This window comes from Thermotalea metallivorans, assembly GCF_001562415.1.
GTDB classification, from domain to species: domain Bacteria; phylum Bacillota; class Clostridia; order Peptostreptococcales; family Thermotaleaceae; genus Thermotalea; species Thermotalea metallivorans.
This window is the reverse complement of sequence record NZ_LOEE01000030.1, coordinates 23,351-37,996: the sequence shown is the minus strand read 5'-3', so window position 1 is coordinate 37,996 and position 14,646 is coordinate 23,351. Positions and strand designations below refer to the sequence as shown.

The 14,646-nt window shown below is 40.2% G+C and carries 14 protein-coding genes; all 14 read right to left on the bottom strand.

Annotated elements, in window-relative coordinates; genetic code table 11:
• Positions 1-16 precede the first annotated feature (16 nt).
• Positions 17-2,641, bottom strand: coding sequence for a pyruvate, phosphate dikinase (ppdK, locus tag AN619_RS06710; protein WP_068555954.1), 2,625 nt, complete (start codon positions 2,639-2,641; stop codon positions 17-19).
• A 27-nt stretch (positions 2,642-2,668) separates the two neighbouring features.
• Positions 2,669-3,493, bottom strand: coding sequence for a pyruvate, water dikinase regulatory protein (locus tag AN619_RS06705; RefSeq protein WP_068555953.1), 825 nt, complete (start codon positions 3,491-3,493; stop codon positions 2,669-2,671).
• 18 nt (positions 3,494-3,511) lie between these two features.
• Positions 3,512-4,153, bottom strand: coding sequence for a helix-turn-helix transcriptional regulator (locus tag AN619_RS06700; RefSeq protein ID WP_068555952.1), 642 nt, complete (start codon positions 4,151-4,153; stop codon positions 3,512-3,514).
• Between the two features lie 226 nt (positions 4,154-4,379).
• Positions 4,380-5,771 (bottom strand): glycine--tRNA ligase, encoded by a 1,392-nt coding sequence (locus AN619_RS06695; RefSeq protein WP_068555951.1) that lies wholly within the window; start codon positions 5,769-5,771, stop codon positions 4,380-4,382.
• Between the two features lie 289 nt (positions 5,772-6,060).
• Positions 6,061-6,558 (bottom strand): DUF4342 domain-containing protein, encoded by a 498-nt coding sequence (locus tag AN619_RS06690; RefSeq protein ID WP_068555950.1) that lies wholly within the window; start codon positions 6,556-6,558, stop codon positions 6,061-6,063.
• Between the two features lie 15 nt (positions 6,559-6,573).
• The gene (gene recO, locus AN619_RS06685) at positions 6,574-7,332 is read right to left on the bottom strand and encodes a DNA repair protein RecO (protein ID WP_068555949.1); all 759 of its coding nucleotides are present in this window, start codon (positions 7,330-7,332) and stop codon (positions 6,574-6,576) included.
• A gap of 4 nt (positions 7,333-7,336) precedes the next feature.
• Complete coding sequence (locus AN619_RS16680; RefSeq protein WP_157064938.1) at positions 7,337-7,477, bottom strand: YqzL family protein; 141 nt, start codon at positions 7,475-7,477, stop codon at positions 7,337-7,339.
• Positions 7,478-7,578: 101 nt separating this feature from the next.
• The gene (gene era / locus AN619_RS06680) at positions 7,579-8,466 is read right to left on the bottom strand and encodes a GTPase Era (protein WP_068555948.1); all 888 of its coding nucleotides are present in this window, start codon (positions 8,464-8,466) and stop codon (positions 7,579-7,581) included.
• A gap of 19 nt (positions 8,467-8,485) precedes the next feature.
• Positions 8,486-8,884 carry a cytidine deaminase gene (locus AN619_RS06675; RefSeq protein ID WP_068555947.1) on the bottom strand — a complete coding sequence of 133 codons (399 nt, stop codon included), beginning with the start codon at positions 8,882-8,884 and terminating at the stop codon, positions 8,486-8,488.
• 18 nt (positions 8,885-8,902) lie between these two features.
• The gene (locus tag AN619_RS06670) at positions 8,903-9,973 is read right to left on the bottom strand and encodes a DUF3048 domain-containing protein (RefSeq protein ID WP_068555946.1); all 1,071 of its coding nucleotides are present in this window, start codon (positions 9,971-9,973) and stop codon (positions 8,903-8,905) included.
• 30 nt (positions 9,974-10,003) lie between these two features.
• Positions 10,004-11,278, bottom strand: coding sequence for a hemolysin family protein (locus AN619_RS06665; protein ID WP_157064937.1), 1,275 nt, complete (start codon positions 11,276-11,278; stop codon positions 10,004-10,006).
• Positions 11,279-11,341: 63 nt separating this feature from the next.
• Positions 11,342-12,040, bottom strand: coding sequence for a diacylglycerol kinase (locus AN619_RS06660; protein WP_068555945.1), 699 nt, complete (start codon positions 12,038-12,040; stop codon positions 11,342-11,344).
• A gap of 12 nt (positions 12,041-12,052) precedes the next feature.
• Positions 12,053-12,508, bottom strand: a complete 456-nt coding sequence (gene ybeY / locus AN619_RS06655) for an rRNA maturation RNase YbeY (RefSeq protein ID WP_068555944.1) — start codon at positions 12,506-12,508, stop codon at positions 12,053-12,055.
• On the bottom strand, positions 12,509-14,605 hold the full coding sequence (locus tag AN619_RS06650; protein ID WP_083525016.1) for an HD family phosphohydrolase: 2,097 nt from the start codon (positions 14,603-14,605) through the stop codon (positions 12,509-12,511).
• Positions 14,606-14,646 lie beyond the last annotated feature (41 nt).

The following is a 14,646-nucleotide window of genomic DNA, read 5'->3' as shown; positions in this document are numbered from 1 at the left end:
GCCGTGCCTTCAACATCTATTTCTTCAAAACCGCCGCCCTGGCCGCTGCCAATCTTGCAATCGGTACGCGATAAGGGGAGCATGAAACATAATGCAAACCAATTCTATGACAGAATTCAATGGACTCCGGATCTCCTCCGTGTTCCCCGCAGATGCCCAGCTTTAACTCTGGCCTTGCCTCCTTTCCAAGATCAATGGCTATCTTCATCAACTTTCCTACACCAATTTGATCTAGTTTTTGGAATGGATCTTTTTCAAAAATTTCTTTTTTTCTATATTCTCCGATAAACTTACCTGAATCATCCCTAGAAAAAGCATAGGTCATTTGCGTTAAATCATTGGTTCCGAAGGAGAAGAATTCTGCATGTTTTGCTATTTCATCAGCTGTCAATGCTGCCCTTGGCACTTCAATCATCGTGCCAATCATATACTCGATTTGAACATTCTGGTCCGCTAAGATTTTTTCAGCCGTTTTTATAATTAAATCCTTGATAATGGCCAGCTCTTTTTCATGGCCGATCAGAGGCACCATAATCTCCGGCTTCACATGAATATTTTTCTCATTTTTCACTTGGATTGCAGCCATAAGAATGGCTTTGACCTGCATCTCATATATTTCCGGATAGGTAATGGCCAGTCTGCATCCCCTGTGCCCCAGCATCGGATTAAATTCCTTTAAATCTTCCACCGTTTCCTTTAATACTTTTTCGTCGATACCGATTTGAGAGGACAGCATATGGATATCTTCATCAGTATGGGGCAGGAATTCATGTAGAGGGGGATCTAACAATCTTATGGTTACAGGTCTTTCTCCCATAGCTTCAAAAATTCCCACAAAATCTTCCTTCTGGAATGGTAGTAGCTTCTCCAAAGCCGCCATTCGTTCTTCCATGGTCTTGGCTACAATCATCTGTCGGACCACAGGAATTCTGTTTTCTTCAAAGAACATGTGCTCCGTTCTGCATAATCCGATCCCTTCTGCTCCAAATTTCACGGCTGTGGCAGCATCCCTCGGCGTATCGGCATTGGTTCTCACCTTTAAGACCCTTATTTCATCGGCCCACTCCATTAGTTTTCCGAAATTTCCCGTCAGCTCAGGTTCACGGGTAGGGATGCTTCCTTGATACACATTTCCTGTATTTCCGTCTAAAGAAATAAAATCTCCTTCTTTCAATATTCTATCATTTACCCGAAAAACTTTATTGACCTCATCCACCTTTATCTCGCCGCATCCGGCCACACAACATTTTCCCATTCCCCTTGCCACTACGGCCGCATGGGAAGTCATGCCTCCTCTAGCCGTTAGAATTCCTTCTGCAGCTACCATTCCTTCTATATCCTCCGGGGAAGTTTCCAGTCTGACCAGAATGGCCTTTTCCCCCTCATGAACAGCTTTTACCACATCATGGGCATTGAAATAAATTCTGCCTGTAGCTGCACCCGGTGATGCGGGCAATCCTTGGGCGATCTTTTCCGCTTCCCCTAAGGCTTTTTCTTCAAAAGTAGGATGCAAAAGCTGATCGAGCTGCATAGGATCTATCCGCAACAGAGCAGTTTCTCGATCAATAATTCCCTCTTCCACCATTTCCACTGCCACATGTATTGCTGCAACTGCCGTTCTTTTCGCATTTCTTGTTTGCAGCAGATATAATTTTCCATTCTCAATGGTGAATTCTATATCTTGCATGTCCTTATAATGATTTTCCAACAGATTCGCTACAGCAACAAACTGATCATAGACTTCAGGCATCACATTTTTTAAATGGCTGATAGACTGAGGGGTTCTGATGCCTGCCACCACATCTTCTCCTTGGGCATTCATTAAAAACTCTCCAAATAATTTTTTTTCTCCCGTAGCCGGGTTTCTTGTAAATGCAACGCCTGTTCCTGAAGTATTGCCCATATTTCCAAAAACCATGGATTGAATATTGACTGCCGTTCCCAAATGATTGGGAATATCGTGCAATTCACGATAAACAATGGCCCGGGGATTGTTCCATGAGTCAAAAACAGCCTCCACAGCCATGAGTAATTGTTCCTTTGGATCCTGCGGAAATTCTTTGCGCCATTCTTTCTTTATCAGTTCTTTATATCTTCCTATAATATTTTTGAAGTTTTGCACCGTCAAATCTGTATCTAATTCTATTCCGTGGGCTTCTTTTTCTGCATCCATAATGTGCTCAAATTTATACTTCGGTATATTTAAAACAACATCCCCAAACATCTGTATAAATCTTCGGTAGCTGTCATAGGCAAATCGCTCGTTGCCCGTAGCCGAAGCCAAGGCCATCACTGTTTCATCATTCAATCCCAGGTTTAAAATCGTATCCATCATGCCCGGCATGGAGAAAACAGCCCCGGACCGTACAGATACCAATAAAGGATTTTCTGTGGATCCAAATTTTTTCCCGATTTTTCTTTCCAGATTCTCCAAATGCTCAAATATTTCCTGAACCATTTCATCATCAATTTTTTTATTATTCTTGTAGTATCGGTTACAGGCCTCCGTTGTAACTGTAAAACCCGGCGGAACAGGTAATCCAATTTTTGTCATTTCTGCCAGATTTGCACCTTTTCCCCCAAGCAATGATTTCATTTCCTTATTTCCCTCTTCAAAGGCATACACAAACTTGGTTTTCATCAATTCATCTCCCTTCATAGATTTATCTTATAATTTCCAATTCCCATTTTGCTTCATAATCTCAAGAATAATATTGGCACTTTCCTCTACAGCTTTCGTGGATACATCGATAATCGGACATCCTATTTTTTTCATAAGTCCTTCAGCATAATCAAGTTCCTCAAGGATTCTTTCCATACTGGCATAATTTGCCTCGTTCCTTAACCCCAATGCCTTTAATCGCTCTTGACGTATCTCGTTTAATTTGATGGGATTTGTCGTCAAGCCAATAATCTTTTTCGGTGAAATCTCAAATAGTTCCTCCGGTACAGGCACCTCCGGCACAAGGGGCACATTGGCTACTTTGATGTTCTTGTGGGCAAGATACATACTCAAAGGAGTCTTGGAAGTTCTGGAAACGCCTATTAAGACAATGTCCGCCTTTTTTAACCCCCTAGGATCCTTTCCATCATCATATTTTACAGCAAATTCAATTGCTTCTACTTTCTTAAAATATTTCTCGTCCAGTTTTCTGATCAGCCCAGGCTCATTTTTTGGTTCTTCTTTTAAAATATCCTGTAAAGATTCCAGAATAGGAGACATAATATCCACTACATGAATTTGATGCTTTTTGGCAGTTTCCGTCAACATTTTTCGTAATGATGGGATGACCATCGTAAAAATAATCATACAGTTTTTCTCATGAATGGCTTCTTGAAAAATCTCCTTGATTTGTTCTTCTTCCGATATGTAAGGAAATCTTCTGATTTCACAATTGGAGCAATCAAATTGACTAATGGCAGCTTTGATTACCTGTTCAGCCGTCTCCCCAATAGAATCCGAAATCACATACACTACCAGTCTTTTGCTCATTTCTCCTGAACCTCCCGTCTATTTTTGTCTTCCCAGCTCTACAAAGAGTCGTGTAATATTGGTTTTGGATACTTTTCCAACAACTTTATAATATTCTTTCCCTTTTCCTTCTTGTTTTTCTACGACCGGGAGACTGTCTACCTCATGCTCTATAATCTTAATAGCTGCCTCCAAGGCCGTTTCATGGGGATATGTCATAATAATGTTAGGCATTCTGGTCATGATCAATCCTACGGGTACTTTATGAATATCTGTCCCCCCCATAATACTCTTCAAAAAATCCTTTCTGGAAACAACCCCTGCCAAAAATCCGTGGGAAAGGACGTAGATGGACCCCACATCCTCTAAAAACAGTGCAACCAGCGCTTCATACAAAGTCGTCTGCTCATCCACAACCACAGGCATAGATTTTATATCGCTTACTTTTGTTCTTTTAATGTGTTCAGAAATAATGCTCACCGCGTTGTTGCCAGAATAAAGATATCCCACCTTCGGCCTTGCATCCAAAATGCCCGACATAGTCAATATGGCTAAATCCGGTCGTAAGGTAGCCCTTGTTACTTTTAACAGTTGTGCAATCTGTTCACTGGTAATCGGTTCATTTTCCTTTACAATCTCAATAATTCTCTGTTGCCTTTCTGAAAGTTCTATAAGAATCACCCCTATAAATAAGAATCCGCAAAATGTGATATACTATTTGTTTTTATGCTATATTATATACCCTATTTTAACAAATGTTTACACACTTTACTATAGATTTCAATAGATTTTTTGAAGATTTTTGTTCACCATGCTCGAATAGAAAAATAGACAATAGAAATGACAGCGTCTTCTGTGATTTCTATTGTCTGCAATTTTTACCTCCATTGACCATTGGCTTTTAACATCAGAAGGCAATTCTTTCTTCAATATATTTCTCTAAATCCTCAATTTTTACTCTTTCCTGCGTCATTTTGTCTCGATCCCGAACTGTCACCGCATGATCCTCAAGGGTTTCAAAATCGTAAGTAATGCAAAAGGGTGTCCCGATTTCATCGTGCCGCCTGTATCTTTTTCCGATACTACCTGCTTCATCATAATCCACCATGAATTTTTTAGAAAGTCTATGGAACAATTCTGTAGCACCTTCACTAAGTTTTTTGGTCAGTGGGAACACAGCGGCTTTATATGGCGCCAAAGCCGGGTGTAATTTTAATACAACCCGTTCGCTGCCGTCTTCCAAGGTTTCCTCTCCATAAGCATCAATCAAAAATGCTAGGGTTACCCTGTCCGCTCCTAAAGACGGTTCAATGCAGTAAGGGATATACTTTTCATTGGTTACGGGATCCTGGTAAGTAAAGTCAGTGCCAGAATATTCACTGTGCTGCCTTAAATCAAAGTCAGTCCTGTCTGCAATGCCCCATAACTCTCCCCATCCAAAGGGAAACTTGTATTCAATGTCTGTGGTGGCATTGCTGTAATGGGACAGTTCTTCCTTTTCATGATCTCTCAGCCGTATATTGTCAGGATTCATATTCAAGCTGAGAAGCCAATTTTTGCAAAAATCCTTCCAATAATTGAACCATTCTAAATCTTCTCCCGGCTTGCAGAAGAATTCCAGTTCCATCTGTTCAAATTCACGGGTTCTGAAAGTAAAGTTGCCCGGTGTAATTTCATTGCGGAAAGACTTTCCAATTTGTCCGATACCAAAGGGAATTTTTTTTCTTGTGGTTCTTAGCACATTTTTAAAATTCACAAAAATTCCTTGGGCAGTTTCAGGTCTTAAATAAATTTCTGCCTTGGAATCCTCCGTTACCCCTTGATAAGTTTTAAACATCAAATTAAATTGCCGAATATTCGTATAATCTAAGGCCCCGCATTCAGGACATTTAATCTGCTTTTCCCGAATAAATGTCTCCATTTTTTCATGGGGCCAGCCATCTACAGAAAAGGTATTTTCTCCTTTTTCCTTGAAATAGTCTTCAATAAGCTTGTCTGCCCGAAATCTTGATTTACACTGTTTGCAATCCAACAGGGGATCATTGAATCCTCCCACGTGACCTGAGGCCACCCAAGTTTGGGGATTCATCAGTATGGCAGAATCCAATCCCACATTGTAGGGTGATTCTTGTATGAATTTCTTCCACCAAGCTCTCTTTACATTATTCTTCAGTTCTACTCCCAAAGGGCCATAATCCCATGTATTGGCCAGTCCTCCGTATATTTCCGATCCCGGGAATACAAATCCTCTTGATTTGGCCAGTGCAACAATTTTGTCCATGGTTTTTTCTGTAGCCATCCTCATACCTCCTCTATATTTTCATAAAAAAATGAAAGTCTTCCATCCCACATCAAGGGACGAAAGACTTTGCTTCCGCGGTTCCACCCTAGTTGATACATCGGTATCCACTTTTGCTGTATTCGCTCAAGAGCTCCCTTCATCAAGCAATTATATCGGATTTCCAGCCCCACCGACTCTCTGTCATAATTGACTTTGACTACTCTTCTCCATCATTGCGAGCCATATTTATTTTTAAAAAATTTTACCATATCTATGGAAGCCTGTAAAGATCAAATCACAAAGAAAATTATTCTTCTTTATCCGTTGTATTTTCCTCGCTTTTCTCGGGATTTATTTTCTGCTTCAAGCCATCTACCTTGCTTTTCACCGTATTCAATGTATCTTCTGCCATCTCATTGATATCCACAATCTCTCCATTGGTCTTCACGATTTCAATCCGACATTTCGTAACCAAGGCCGTCAGAACACCTGCCATAGCAACGGGGGGAGAAAGAATAGCACCGATGGCACCGGCAGTAACGGGAATATTCATAATAGTTTCTCCGTCTCTTTTTAACAGAATTTTCGTTACGTTGCCTTTTTTCACAATTTCCTTCAATTTTTCAAGGATTTCATTCCCCATTCCCGAAAGGTTGTCGGCCCATTTCACATTTTGCTTTTCTTCAATATGTATAATGGCATCCACTACATTTCCGCCTACAGCCTCTAAGGCTTCCTTGGCCTCCTTATAGGTTACTCCTGTCCTCTCTCTCACCAGATCAATTTTTTCCAAGCTAATTTCCATTGTAAAACCACCTTTCTAAATATTATGAGTTTCTCTAATAACATTTAAAAATTCAATGCTTTTGAATTTATTTTTTTCTAAATGGGTAGAGATATAATGCTTTAAAATTTTATTTAATTCTTCCATTACATCGGCTTTTATTTTTAAACGAGCAATTTGCTTTAGATCACTATGCATCAGATACTTCATCACATTGATCGTTGTCTGAGAAATCTTCATGGCGAACAGGTCCTGTCCAAAGCAAATTCTACATAGGATGCCCCCCTCCCTGGAGCTAAATTTGAATTCTTTCCCTTTTCTGCTGCCGCAATGGACACATCGATCCAACTCGGGTTTATATCCCGAGTAGTAAAGCAGCTTCAATTCGTAGGCCTTCACCACAGTCTCATAATCTCTCTCCAAAGTTGTCAATACTTCTAAACAATGCAATAGGGCATGAAAGAGCCGGTTATTCGTCTGGCCTTCTGTAATAATGCTTTCCGTTAATTCGAGAATATAGGCACCATAGGCCAGTTTTGTTATGTCCTCCCGCAGCCGATAGAAGGATTCCTTTAAATCTGCCTGGGAAACCTGATATAAGTCCCTCCCTTTAAAAAGAACAAACTCTCCATAGGCAAAAGGTTGCGTACTGCCTGTATACTTTCCCCTTGATTTTTTGGCTCCTTTAGCGACAGCTTGGATTTTTCCTAGTTTTTTTGCAAATAGAGTAAGAATTACATCCCCTTCTCCAAATTTGGTTTGTTTTAAGACCACTCCGTCGGTCTTGAAAAGCATTTCATCACCTCAAAATCGCTTCTTTCCTCTCATATTCTTCCTGGGTACATTTCTGATCCCCTCGGTTCCTCTGTATCCTTTTATATTGTAAGTAAAAATGAATATTCCCGGTATTCATAAACAAATTCCAAAGTATATTTTCCATCACCCTATGATCCCCTTCCTCTGACAATGTTTTATACCATATTTTTTTCACCAATAGGATGACAATATACGATGTAAATTTTGTAATTCATACCTCATCCATCATTTATATCCTAAGTAGGATAATGTGCTCTCATTGTCCCTCCAATCCTCTTTTACCTTCACCCACAGTTCCAAAAAGACCTTGGAACCCAGCAGTCTTTCAATATCTTCCCTGGCACTTTTCCCAATTCCCTTCAATTTTCTTCCGTTCTTGCCGATAATGATTCCCTTATGGGATTTTTTTTCACAATAAATTGTAGCATTGATATCTACAATATCCTGTTCTTCCCTTTTTCGCATCACAGTTACTTCTACCGCAACCCCATGAGGTACCTCCTCATGCAGATAATGCAGCAGTTTTTCCCGTATAATCTCGCCTACAATGACCCGTTCCGGTTGGTCTGTAATCATATCCGCGGGGAAATATTGTGGTCCTTCCGGCAATAAATCTACAATTTTTTCGATTAATTTATTGATATTTTTATCCTGTAGGGCCGATATTCCAATAATCTCTTTAAATATGCCCTGATCAGCAAAAATATGATACAATCTTTCAAAATCATCAGGGGAAATCTTATCAATCTTGTTAATGACAAGGATGACAGGTGTTTTTACAGTCTTCAGCATTTCGAGAATATAGGTATCCCCCGGTCCCATATTGGCTGTATCATCAATCACAAACAGGATGACATCCACCTCATTCAGCGTTTGCTGGGCAGATTTTACCATGAACTCTCCTAATTTGTTTTTCGGTTTATGAAGGCCCGGCGTATCTAGAAAAATAATTTGAAAATGATCTTTGGTGTAAATCGATTGGATCTTATTCCTTGTGGTCTGAGGTTTATCTGACATAATGGCAATTTTTTCACCGATAACTTGATTCATCAAGGTTGACTTTCCCACATTTGGTCTTCCGATAATCGTAACAAATCCTGATTTGAATTTCATTGGTAAACCCTCTTTCTACTTATTTCTTTTCTAGGTCTGCCCCAGAAAAGCAGTTGGGCAGCAGCTCCTCTATTGTGAAAACTTTTATTTCTCCATTTTTATTTCCCAAAATAATCTTGATATCCTTGCCAAATTCCAAAATCACTTGTCTGCAAATCCCGCAAGGAAAAGTATAGTTCTCATTGTCGCTCACCACAGCAATGGCTTCGATTTCCCTCTCCCCTTCTGAAATGGCCTTGAATAGGGCAGTTCTTTCAGCACAGTTGGTGCCGCCGTAAGAAGCACATTCAATATTGCAGCCGGTAAAGACCCGTCCGCTCTTTGTCAATAGGGCAGCACCTACAGGAAATCGTGAATAGGGCACATATGCCATTTCTTTTGCTGCTTCAGCTTTTTGCAATAATTCTTTTTCGTTCAAATAAGACACCTCCCCATTTTATTCAAAGACAATCTCTACATCGTCTGGAATCACTTCTATCCAAGTAATTCCGGGGTTTAGACGGATTTCATCGCCATTGGCATCATAATATTTTGTTCCCGCCCTTCGCGATTTTTTTTCCCAAGTAATTTCCACCATTTCTCCGTTAGCTAAATAATATCCTCTTCCTTTACCGGTTACTTCGATCTCCAGTCTCCCTTCGCTATCTATGATTTTTGTGCTGCACTTCTGAATTATAATATTCTTTGCATAAAGATGGGCGTTGGATACCTCATCCAAATGGGGCTGACCGTTGATAAACCGGTAATATTTTTTCACTTGAGCATTATATTGAAAGCTCGGATGATAATCTCTGTAATAGGGAATCTCCACATAGGATGCTGGACTTCCTCCTATACTTTTATCTTCCCTATGGAAAAGGAGAGGTTCAAACTCGCCTGTTTTTTTGTAATTGCTATTTTGAGCAGCCTCCCTCAATGCCCTGGCACTGGTATACATATTGTGGGGTGCTTTTTTATGGGGCTTTCTCCAGAAAGTGTTGCCGCCCCTGGACATGGCATCGATGTCTGCCACTTTTAATTTTTTTATATCTGCAAAGGCCTGGGGACTTCCGCCCACATGTACATACAAGGCGTCATATTCCAAGGCTTTGTCAATAAAATAAGGTCTAGCGCTTCTTACAGGTCCAATGGTTTCCGGCTCATGGATCAAAAAAATTGCCATATATCGGGTAATCCACCCTTCCGCCAGCATTTCGTAGACAATCTCCGCTTGATCCAAGCCTGCTTGAGGCCTTGCCTTGCTCTGATTGTCCAGCATCACAGCAATGGGCCTTCTTTGAATATTTTCCTCCCTGGTATAAATACCGCTCAAGGGTGACGGTACGCCCTCTTTTTCTATCTCTGTACTTTCTTCATCTTGTACGATTTCCAAGTCTTCTTTCTTTTCTTCTATTGATCCTATCACTTCCCCTTCGGAAACTGCCGGTTCAGGCCTTGCACATCCTGAAAATAAAGCAAAAGCAACGACAATCACCAGTAATAAGCAAAAAAAACTATTCCCTTTCATGGTCCCCCTCGTCCCTTCCTTTCCCACTGCCTATTCCCGTGGTTTTTTTATAATTTCCAGTTGTTTGATTCTTCGATTGTGCACACTCAAGACTTTAATCGTAATATCGTCAAATTCAATGGCATCATCCTTTACCGGTATCCTGCCCAAGGCGTTGAAAACAAATCCTCCTATGGAATCATATTCATCTTCCGGCAGTTCAATGTGCAATACTTCGTTGATTTCTTCGATCGATGCCTTTGCATTAACGATTAAAGAATTTTCTCCTAAATGTTCGATCAAATCAATTTCTGCATCATATTCATCCAAAATATCTCCCACGATTTCTTCAAGAATATCCTCTATAGTTACCAGCCCCAAGGTACCCCCGTATTCATCCAGTACAATGGCAATATGCACCTTTTCTTTCTGCATTTCCTTCAACAATTCATTGACTTTTTTGCTCTCCGGCACATAATATGCGGGACGGATAAATTTTTTAATGCCCGTTTCCTGATTTTGACCCTCGGCCTTTCTGGAATAAGCCAAAAGATCCTTGGCATACAGAATGCCCGTTACATTGTCAATAGTATCTTTAATCACCGGAATCCTGGAATACCCATGCTCAATAGCTACATTCAATGCTTCTTCCAGACTTGCATCCTCCTCCAGATAAATCATGTCAATCCTAGGCACCATGACTTCCGATGCTTCAATATCTCCTATCTCAAAAATACTATTGATCATTTTCCTTTCTTGACTTTCAATAATCCCTGCCTCTTCTCCCACGTCAACCAGGGTCATGATTTCTTCTTCCGATACGAGGACTTTATCTCTCGCTACGCTCCCTCCCAGCAGCCGAATGATAAAACTTGTAACGGCATTGAGCACCTTGAGTATGGGGTATAAAATATAAGATAAAAGTTCAACAGGTCTTCCCAGACGAACTGCCACTTTTTCCGGATGATTGGCGGCATAAGTTTTCGGCGTAATTTCACCGAAAATCAAAATGGCTAGGGTCATCACAAAGGTAACAATGGCCGTCACATTCTTCCCCTGAAAAAATTTATAGATCAGTTCCGTTGCAATGGCGGTAGCAGCAATGTTTACCATGTTATTTCCCACAAGAATCGTTGCCAATATCCTATGGGAATCATGAAACAATCTTTCTAATACAGCAGCCTGTTTTACCCCTTTATTCTCCAATTGCCGAATCTTAATGATATTCATAGATGTAATAGCCGTTTCCGCACCGGAAAAAAGGGCCGACAAGGTGAGCAGAACAAGCAGGATGACTGACTTCATAAACTCATCATACGCAAACAATAGGCTTCCTCCTAATACTAGTTTTGCATTGTTGATAAAAGGGAAGTAAAACATTTACTCCCCTTAATATATTGTTTGAAAAATTAGCAATGTAATACATACCCCCAATGCAGCCCCTGCAATCACCTGAAACAAACTGTGAATCTGGGATTCTATTCTGCTTTGCGCCACTAAGACAGCCAAGAATAAGCTTAAGGTAATGATCAGCGTATTCTCCGATATAAAAGCGATGGCCGTTGCCAAAGAAAAAGCAATGGCTGCATGGCCACTAGGCATCCCGCCACGAAAGGGCCTTCCTTTACCATGAAATGCCTTGATGGAAATCACAATCAAAATGACAATAAGCAAGCTAATAAAAGTTAGATGCACGGGCATTTGCCTTACCCGATGCAATACAATTTCCGTTACCAGATTCAGCTTATCAAAAAAAATGATATATGCTACCAGGATTGCATTCAACGAAGCAATGAATACAGCTCCTGCCGCCACGTTTTTGGCAATTTTGGCCAATTCGTGATACCGATCGGTAATAAGGTCAATGGCAGCTTCGATGGAAGTATTGATCATTTCTGCGATAATGACCAAAGAAATGGTAAAGAATAAAATCAGCACCTCCAGTTTTGACAGCTTAAAAAACAAACTCAATAGCAATACGCCGATGGCCGTAGCGAAATGTATGCGCATATTCCTTTGGGTTTTTAAGGTATAAATGATTCCATCAATGGCATCATTAAAACTGTCGACTAACTTTCTGTTTCCCATAGAATACCTCGCTTATTCTCTTAGTATACCCAAAGCTTGAAGAACTTCTTCTTCCTTTTGCCGCATCCTCAGGGTATTTTCTTCTGTGTCATGATCATATCCTATTAAATGAAACATGCTATGCACCGTTAAAAAAGCGATTTCCCTTTCCAAGGAATGTCCATAATCCTTCGATTGCTCCAGCGCTTTTTCAAGGGATATCACTATATCTCCCAAACAAAGAGGCGGTTTGAGATTTTTTAATGTATCATATTGAGGAAAGGAGAGAACATCGGTAGGTTTGTCTATATTCCTATATTCCCTATTCAAATCCCGGATTTCTTGATTATCCACTAAGGAAATGCTAATCTCCACATCCTTTGTTATTCCTTCTTTTTCTAAGCACATTTCCACAGCCTGTGCAATCAATGTTTCCATTTTTTTGTCCCATGGGATGATTTCCTGTCTGTTATCGATCATTAATTCCATCTATCGTGTCGCCTCCGCTGTTTTTGTATTTAAATCGGGATATTCAATTCTCTCATGAAAAATCCCCGCCAGCACCCTTCGAAAAGCATGGGAAATTTTCTCCAAATCTTTTAAAGTCAAATCACATTCATCCAATTGCCCGTCTTTCAATTTATCTTCTATAATTTTATCGATCAGTTTGCTGATTTTATCACTGCTGTGTTCTGGCATGCTTCTTACAGCTGCTTCAACGGAATCGGCCAACATCACAATGGCGGCTTCCTTGGATTGGGGTTTGATACCATCATACCGGTAGTTGGCCTCTTCAATAGGATTATTTTCATCATTATTTAAAGCCTTATGATAGAAGTATTTCACCAAGGTAGTACCATGATGCTGCTCAATAATATCCACAATTTCCTTTGGTATCTTATGGGCCCGTGCAATTTCAATTCCATCCTTCACATGACTGGTGATAATCAATGTGCTTAAGCTTGCTGTCAGTTTTTCGTGGGGGTTTTCATGGGTAAGCTGGTTTTCCTTGAAAAAATAAGGTCTCTTCAGCTTACCGATATCATGATAGTAGGCACTCACCCTGGCAAACAATCCATTGGCCCCAATGGCATCGGCAGCCGCTTCACTGAGGTTTCCCACAATTACGCTATGATGATAAGTACCCGGTGCTTCCAACAGCAGCTTTTTCAGTATAGGATGATTGGGATTGGATAATTCTAAAAGCTTGAAAGGAGTCAAAATACTAAAGGTTGTCTCCCATAAAGGCAAAGAACCTATGGTCAGTATGGCACAAAGGACTCCATTGAGGATCCCCGTAAAACTTTCCATAGCAATCTTTGATAATTCCACGTTGTCAATAAATCCCATCCCTAAAATGATAATGCTGTTGCTTAAACTGACTGCCAGGCCCGAAAAAAATATATTTGCCCGCTGATGACTGCGGGTTGCACAAAATGCTCCTACCGTCCCCCCCACCAAGGAACTGATCATAAAATCAATATTATTTCCTGTCATCACAGTAATCAAGATAGCCATCGCTACATTTACGACAATGGCCAATCGGGCATCAATTAAAATACTCAGCAGCATTGCAGCAGCAGCTACGGGCACCAAATAGGAGGAAATACCGTATAAGGTTTTAGAAATAAGATATACGGACAAAAATATCAGCAAAATCAAATACATCTTTGATATGGATTGAAGCAGCTCCCTATTGAAAACATAAATATATGCTGCCAATAATGTTTCAACGACAATGACAAATAGACCTACACCAAAATATAGGGAAAAATCCTTTTTGCCGTTTTCTTTCACCAATCCCGCATCCTTCAGAAGCTGAAGCTTGTCTTCGGTTACTGTTTCCCCGGCACTGATAATGAGATTTCCTCTTCTGACAATGACCTTTTCAACACTCTTTGCAGCCTCTTCCCGCTTTTGTTGCGTGGTCTCCACATCAAGAAAACGATTGGGCCGAATGGAAGAATTGACAATATGAATACCGAAAAGCCGCATGTCCTCAGAAAATTCTTTTAATCCCATAAAATAATTTGTGATATTGACCCTCTCTTTTTCCAGTTCTTCAGCTTTGATTCCTGTAGACATCACTTGCAGGACAATTTCATAGATATAGCTCTCCATATTTTTAAGCTCTTTATTGGAAGCATTGAGGACCAATGCAATTTCTTTATCACTTAAATTTAAGTCGTTATTCTCTACCAGTTGTTTTTCTTTTTCTACATGGGAAAGATCCTGGTTTTCCCGGATTTCATACAAATTGCTGAAAAATTTTTCTATTTTTTTCTTGATATCAATTTGAATGGTGGGATCAATCTTTTCCCTAGGTTCCACCGATTCAATGGCCTTCTTGATCAAACGTTCCGTGGCAATGCGATCCTCCAAATCCCTAGGTGCTTTAAAATCAATCGGGGACTTCTGTCCCACCTCCAATTCGTATTTTTCAGGAGAAAAGGCAGTAATGGTGCCAAAAAAAACGACACAGAAAAAAATGCTGAACAATACTAACTTACTTGCAAGGCTTTTTCCAATCAATCTAACCAGTCGGTTTTTCCCCAACCGTTCCTGAACATGCGTTAGAAAGGCCAATTTTATTTCCCCCTAATGATGCATTTTTCTTTATCCTTTGC

What these genes read in the sequence shown, in the direction of transcription:
- AN619_RS06670 (WP_068555946.1), bottom strand. Translation starts at nt 9,973, where the DNA reads ATGAAAGGGAATAGTTTTTTTTGCTTATTACTGGTGATTGTCGTTGCT.
- ybeY (WP_068555944.1), bottom strand. Translation starts at nt 12,508, where the DNA reads ATGGAATTAATGATCGATAACAGACAGGAAATCATCCCATGGGACAAA.
- AN619_RS06690 (WP_068555950.1), bottom strand. Translation starts at nt 6,558, where the DNA reads ATGGAAATTAGCTTGGAAAAAATTGATCTGGTGAGAGAGAGGACAGGA.
- AN619_RS06695 (WP_068555951.1), bottom strand. Translation starts at nt 5,771, where the DNA reads ATGGCTACAGAAAAAACCATGGACAAAATTGTTGCACTGGCCAAATCA.
- AN619_RS06705 (WP_068555953.1), bottom strand. Translation starts at nt 3,493, where the DNA reads ATGAGCAAAAGACTGGTAGTGTATGTGATTTCGGATTCTATTGGGGAG.
- AN619_RS16680 (WP_157064938.1), bottom strand. Translation starts at nt 7,477, where the DNA reads ATGGAAAATATACTTTGGAATTTGTTTATGAATACCGGGAATATTCAT.
- era (WP_068555948.1), bottom strand. Translation starts at nt 8,466, where the DNA reads ATGAAATTCAAATCAGGATTTGTTACGATTATCGGAAGACCAAATGTG.
- AN619_RS06660 (WP_068555945.1), bottom strand. Translation starts at nt 12,040, where the DNA reads ATGGGAAACAGAAAGTTAGTCGACAGTTTTAATGATGCCATTGATGGA.
- recO (WP_068555949.1), bottom strand. Translation starts at nt 7,332, where the DNA reads ATGCTTTTCAAGACCGACGGAGTGGTCTTAAAACAAACCAAATTTGGA.
- ppdK (WP_068555954.1), bottom strand. Translation starts at nt 2,641, where the DNA reads ATGAAAACCAAGTTTGTGTATGCCTTTGAAGAGGGAAATAAGGAAATG.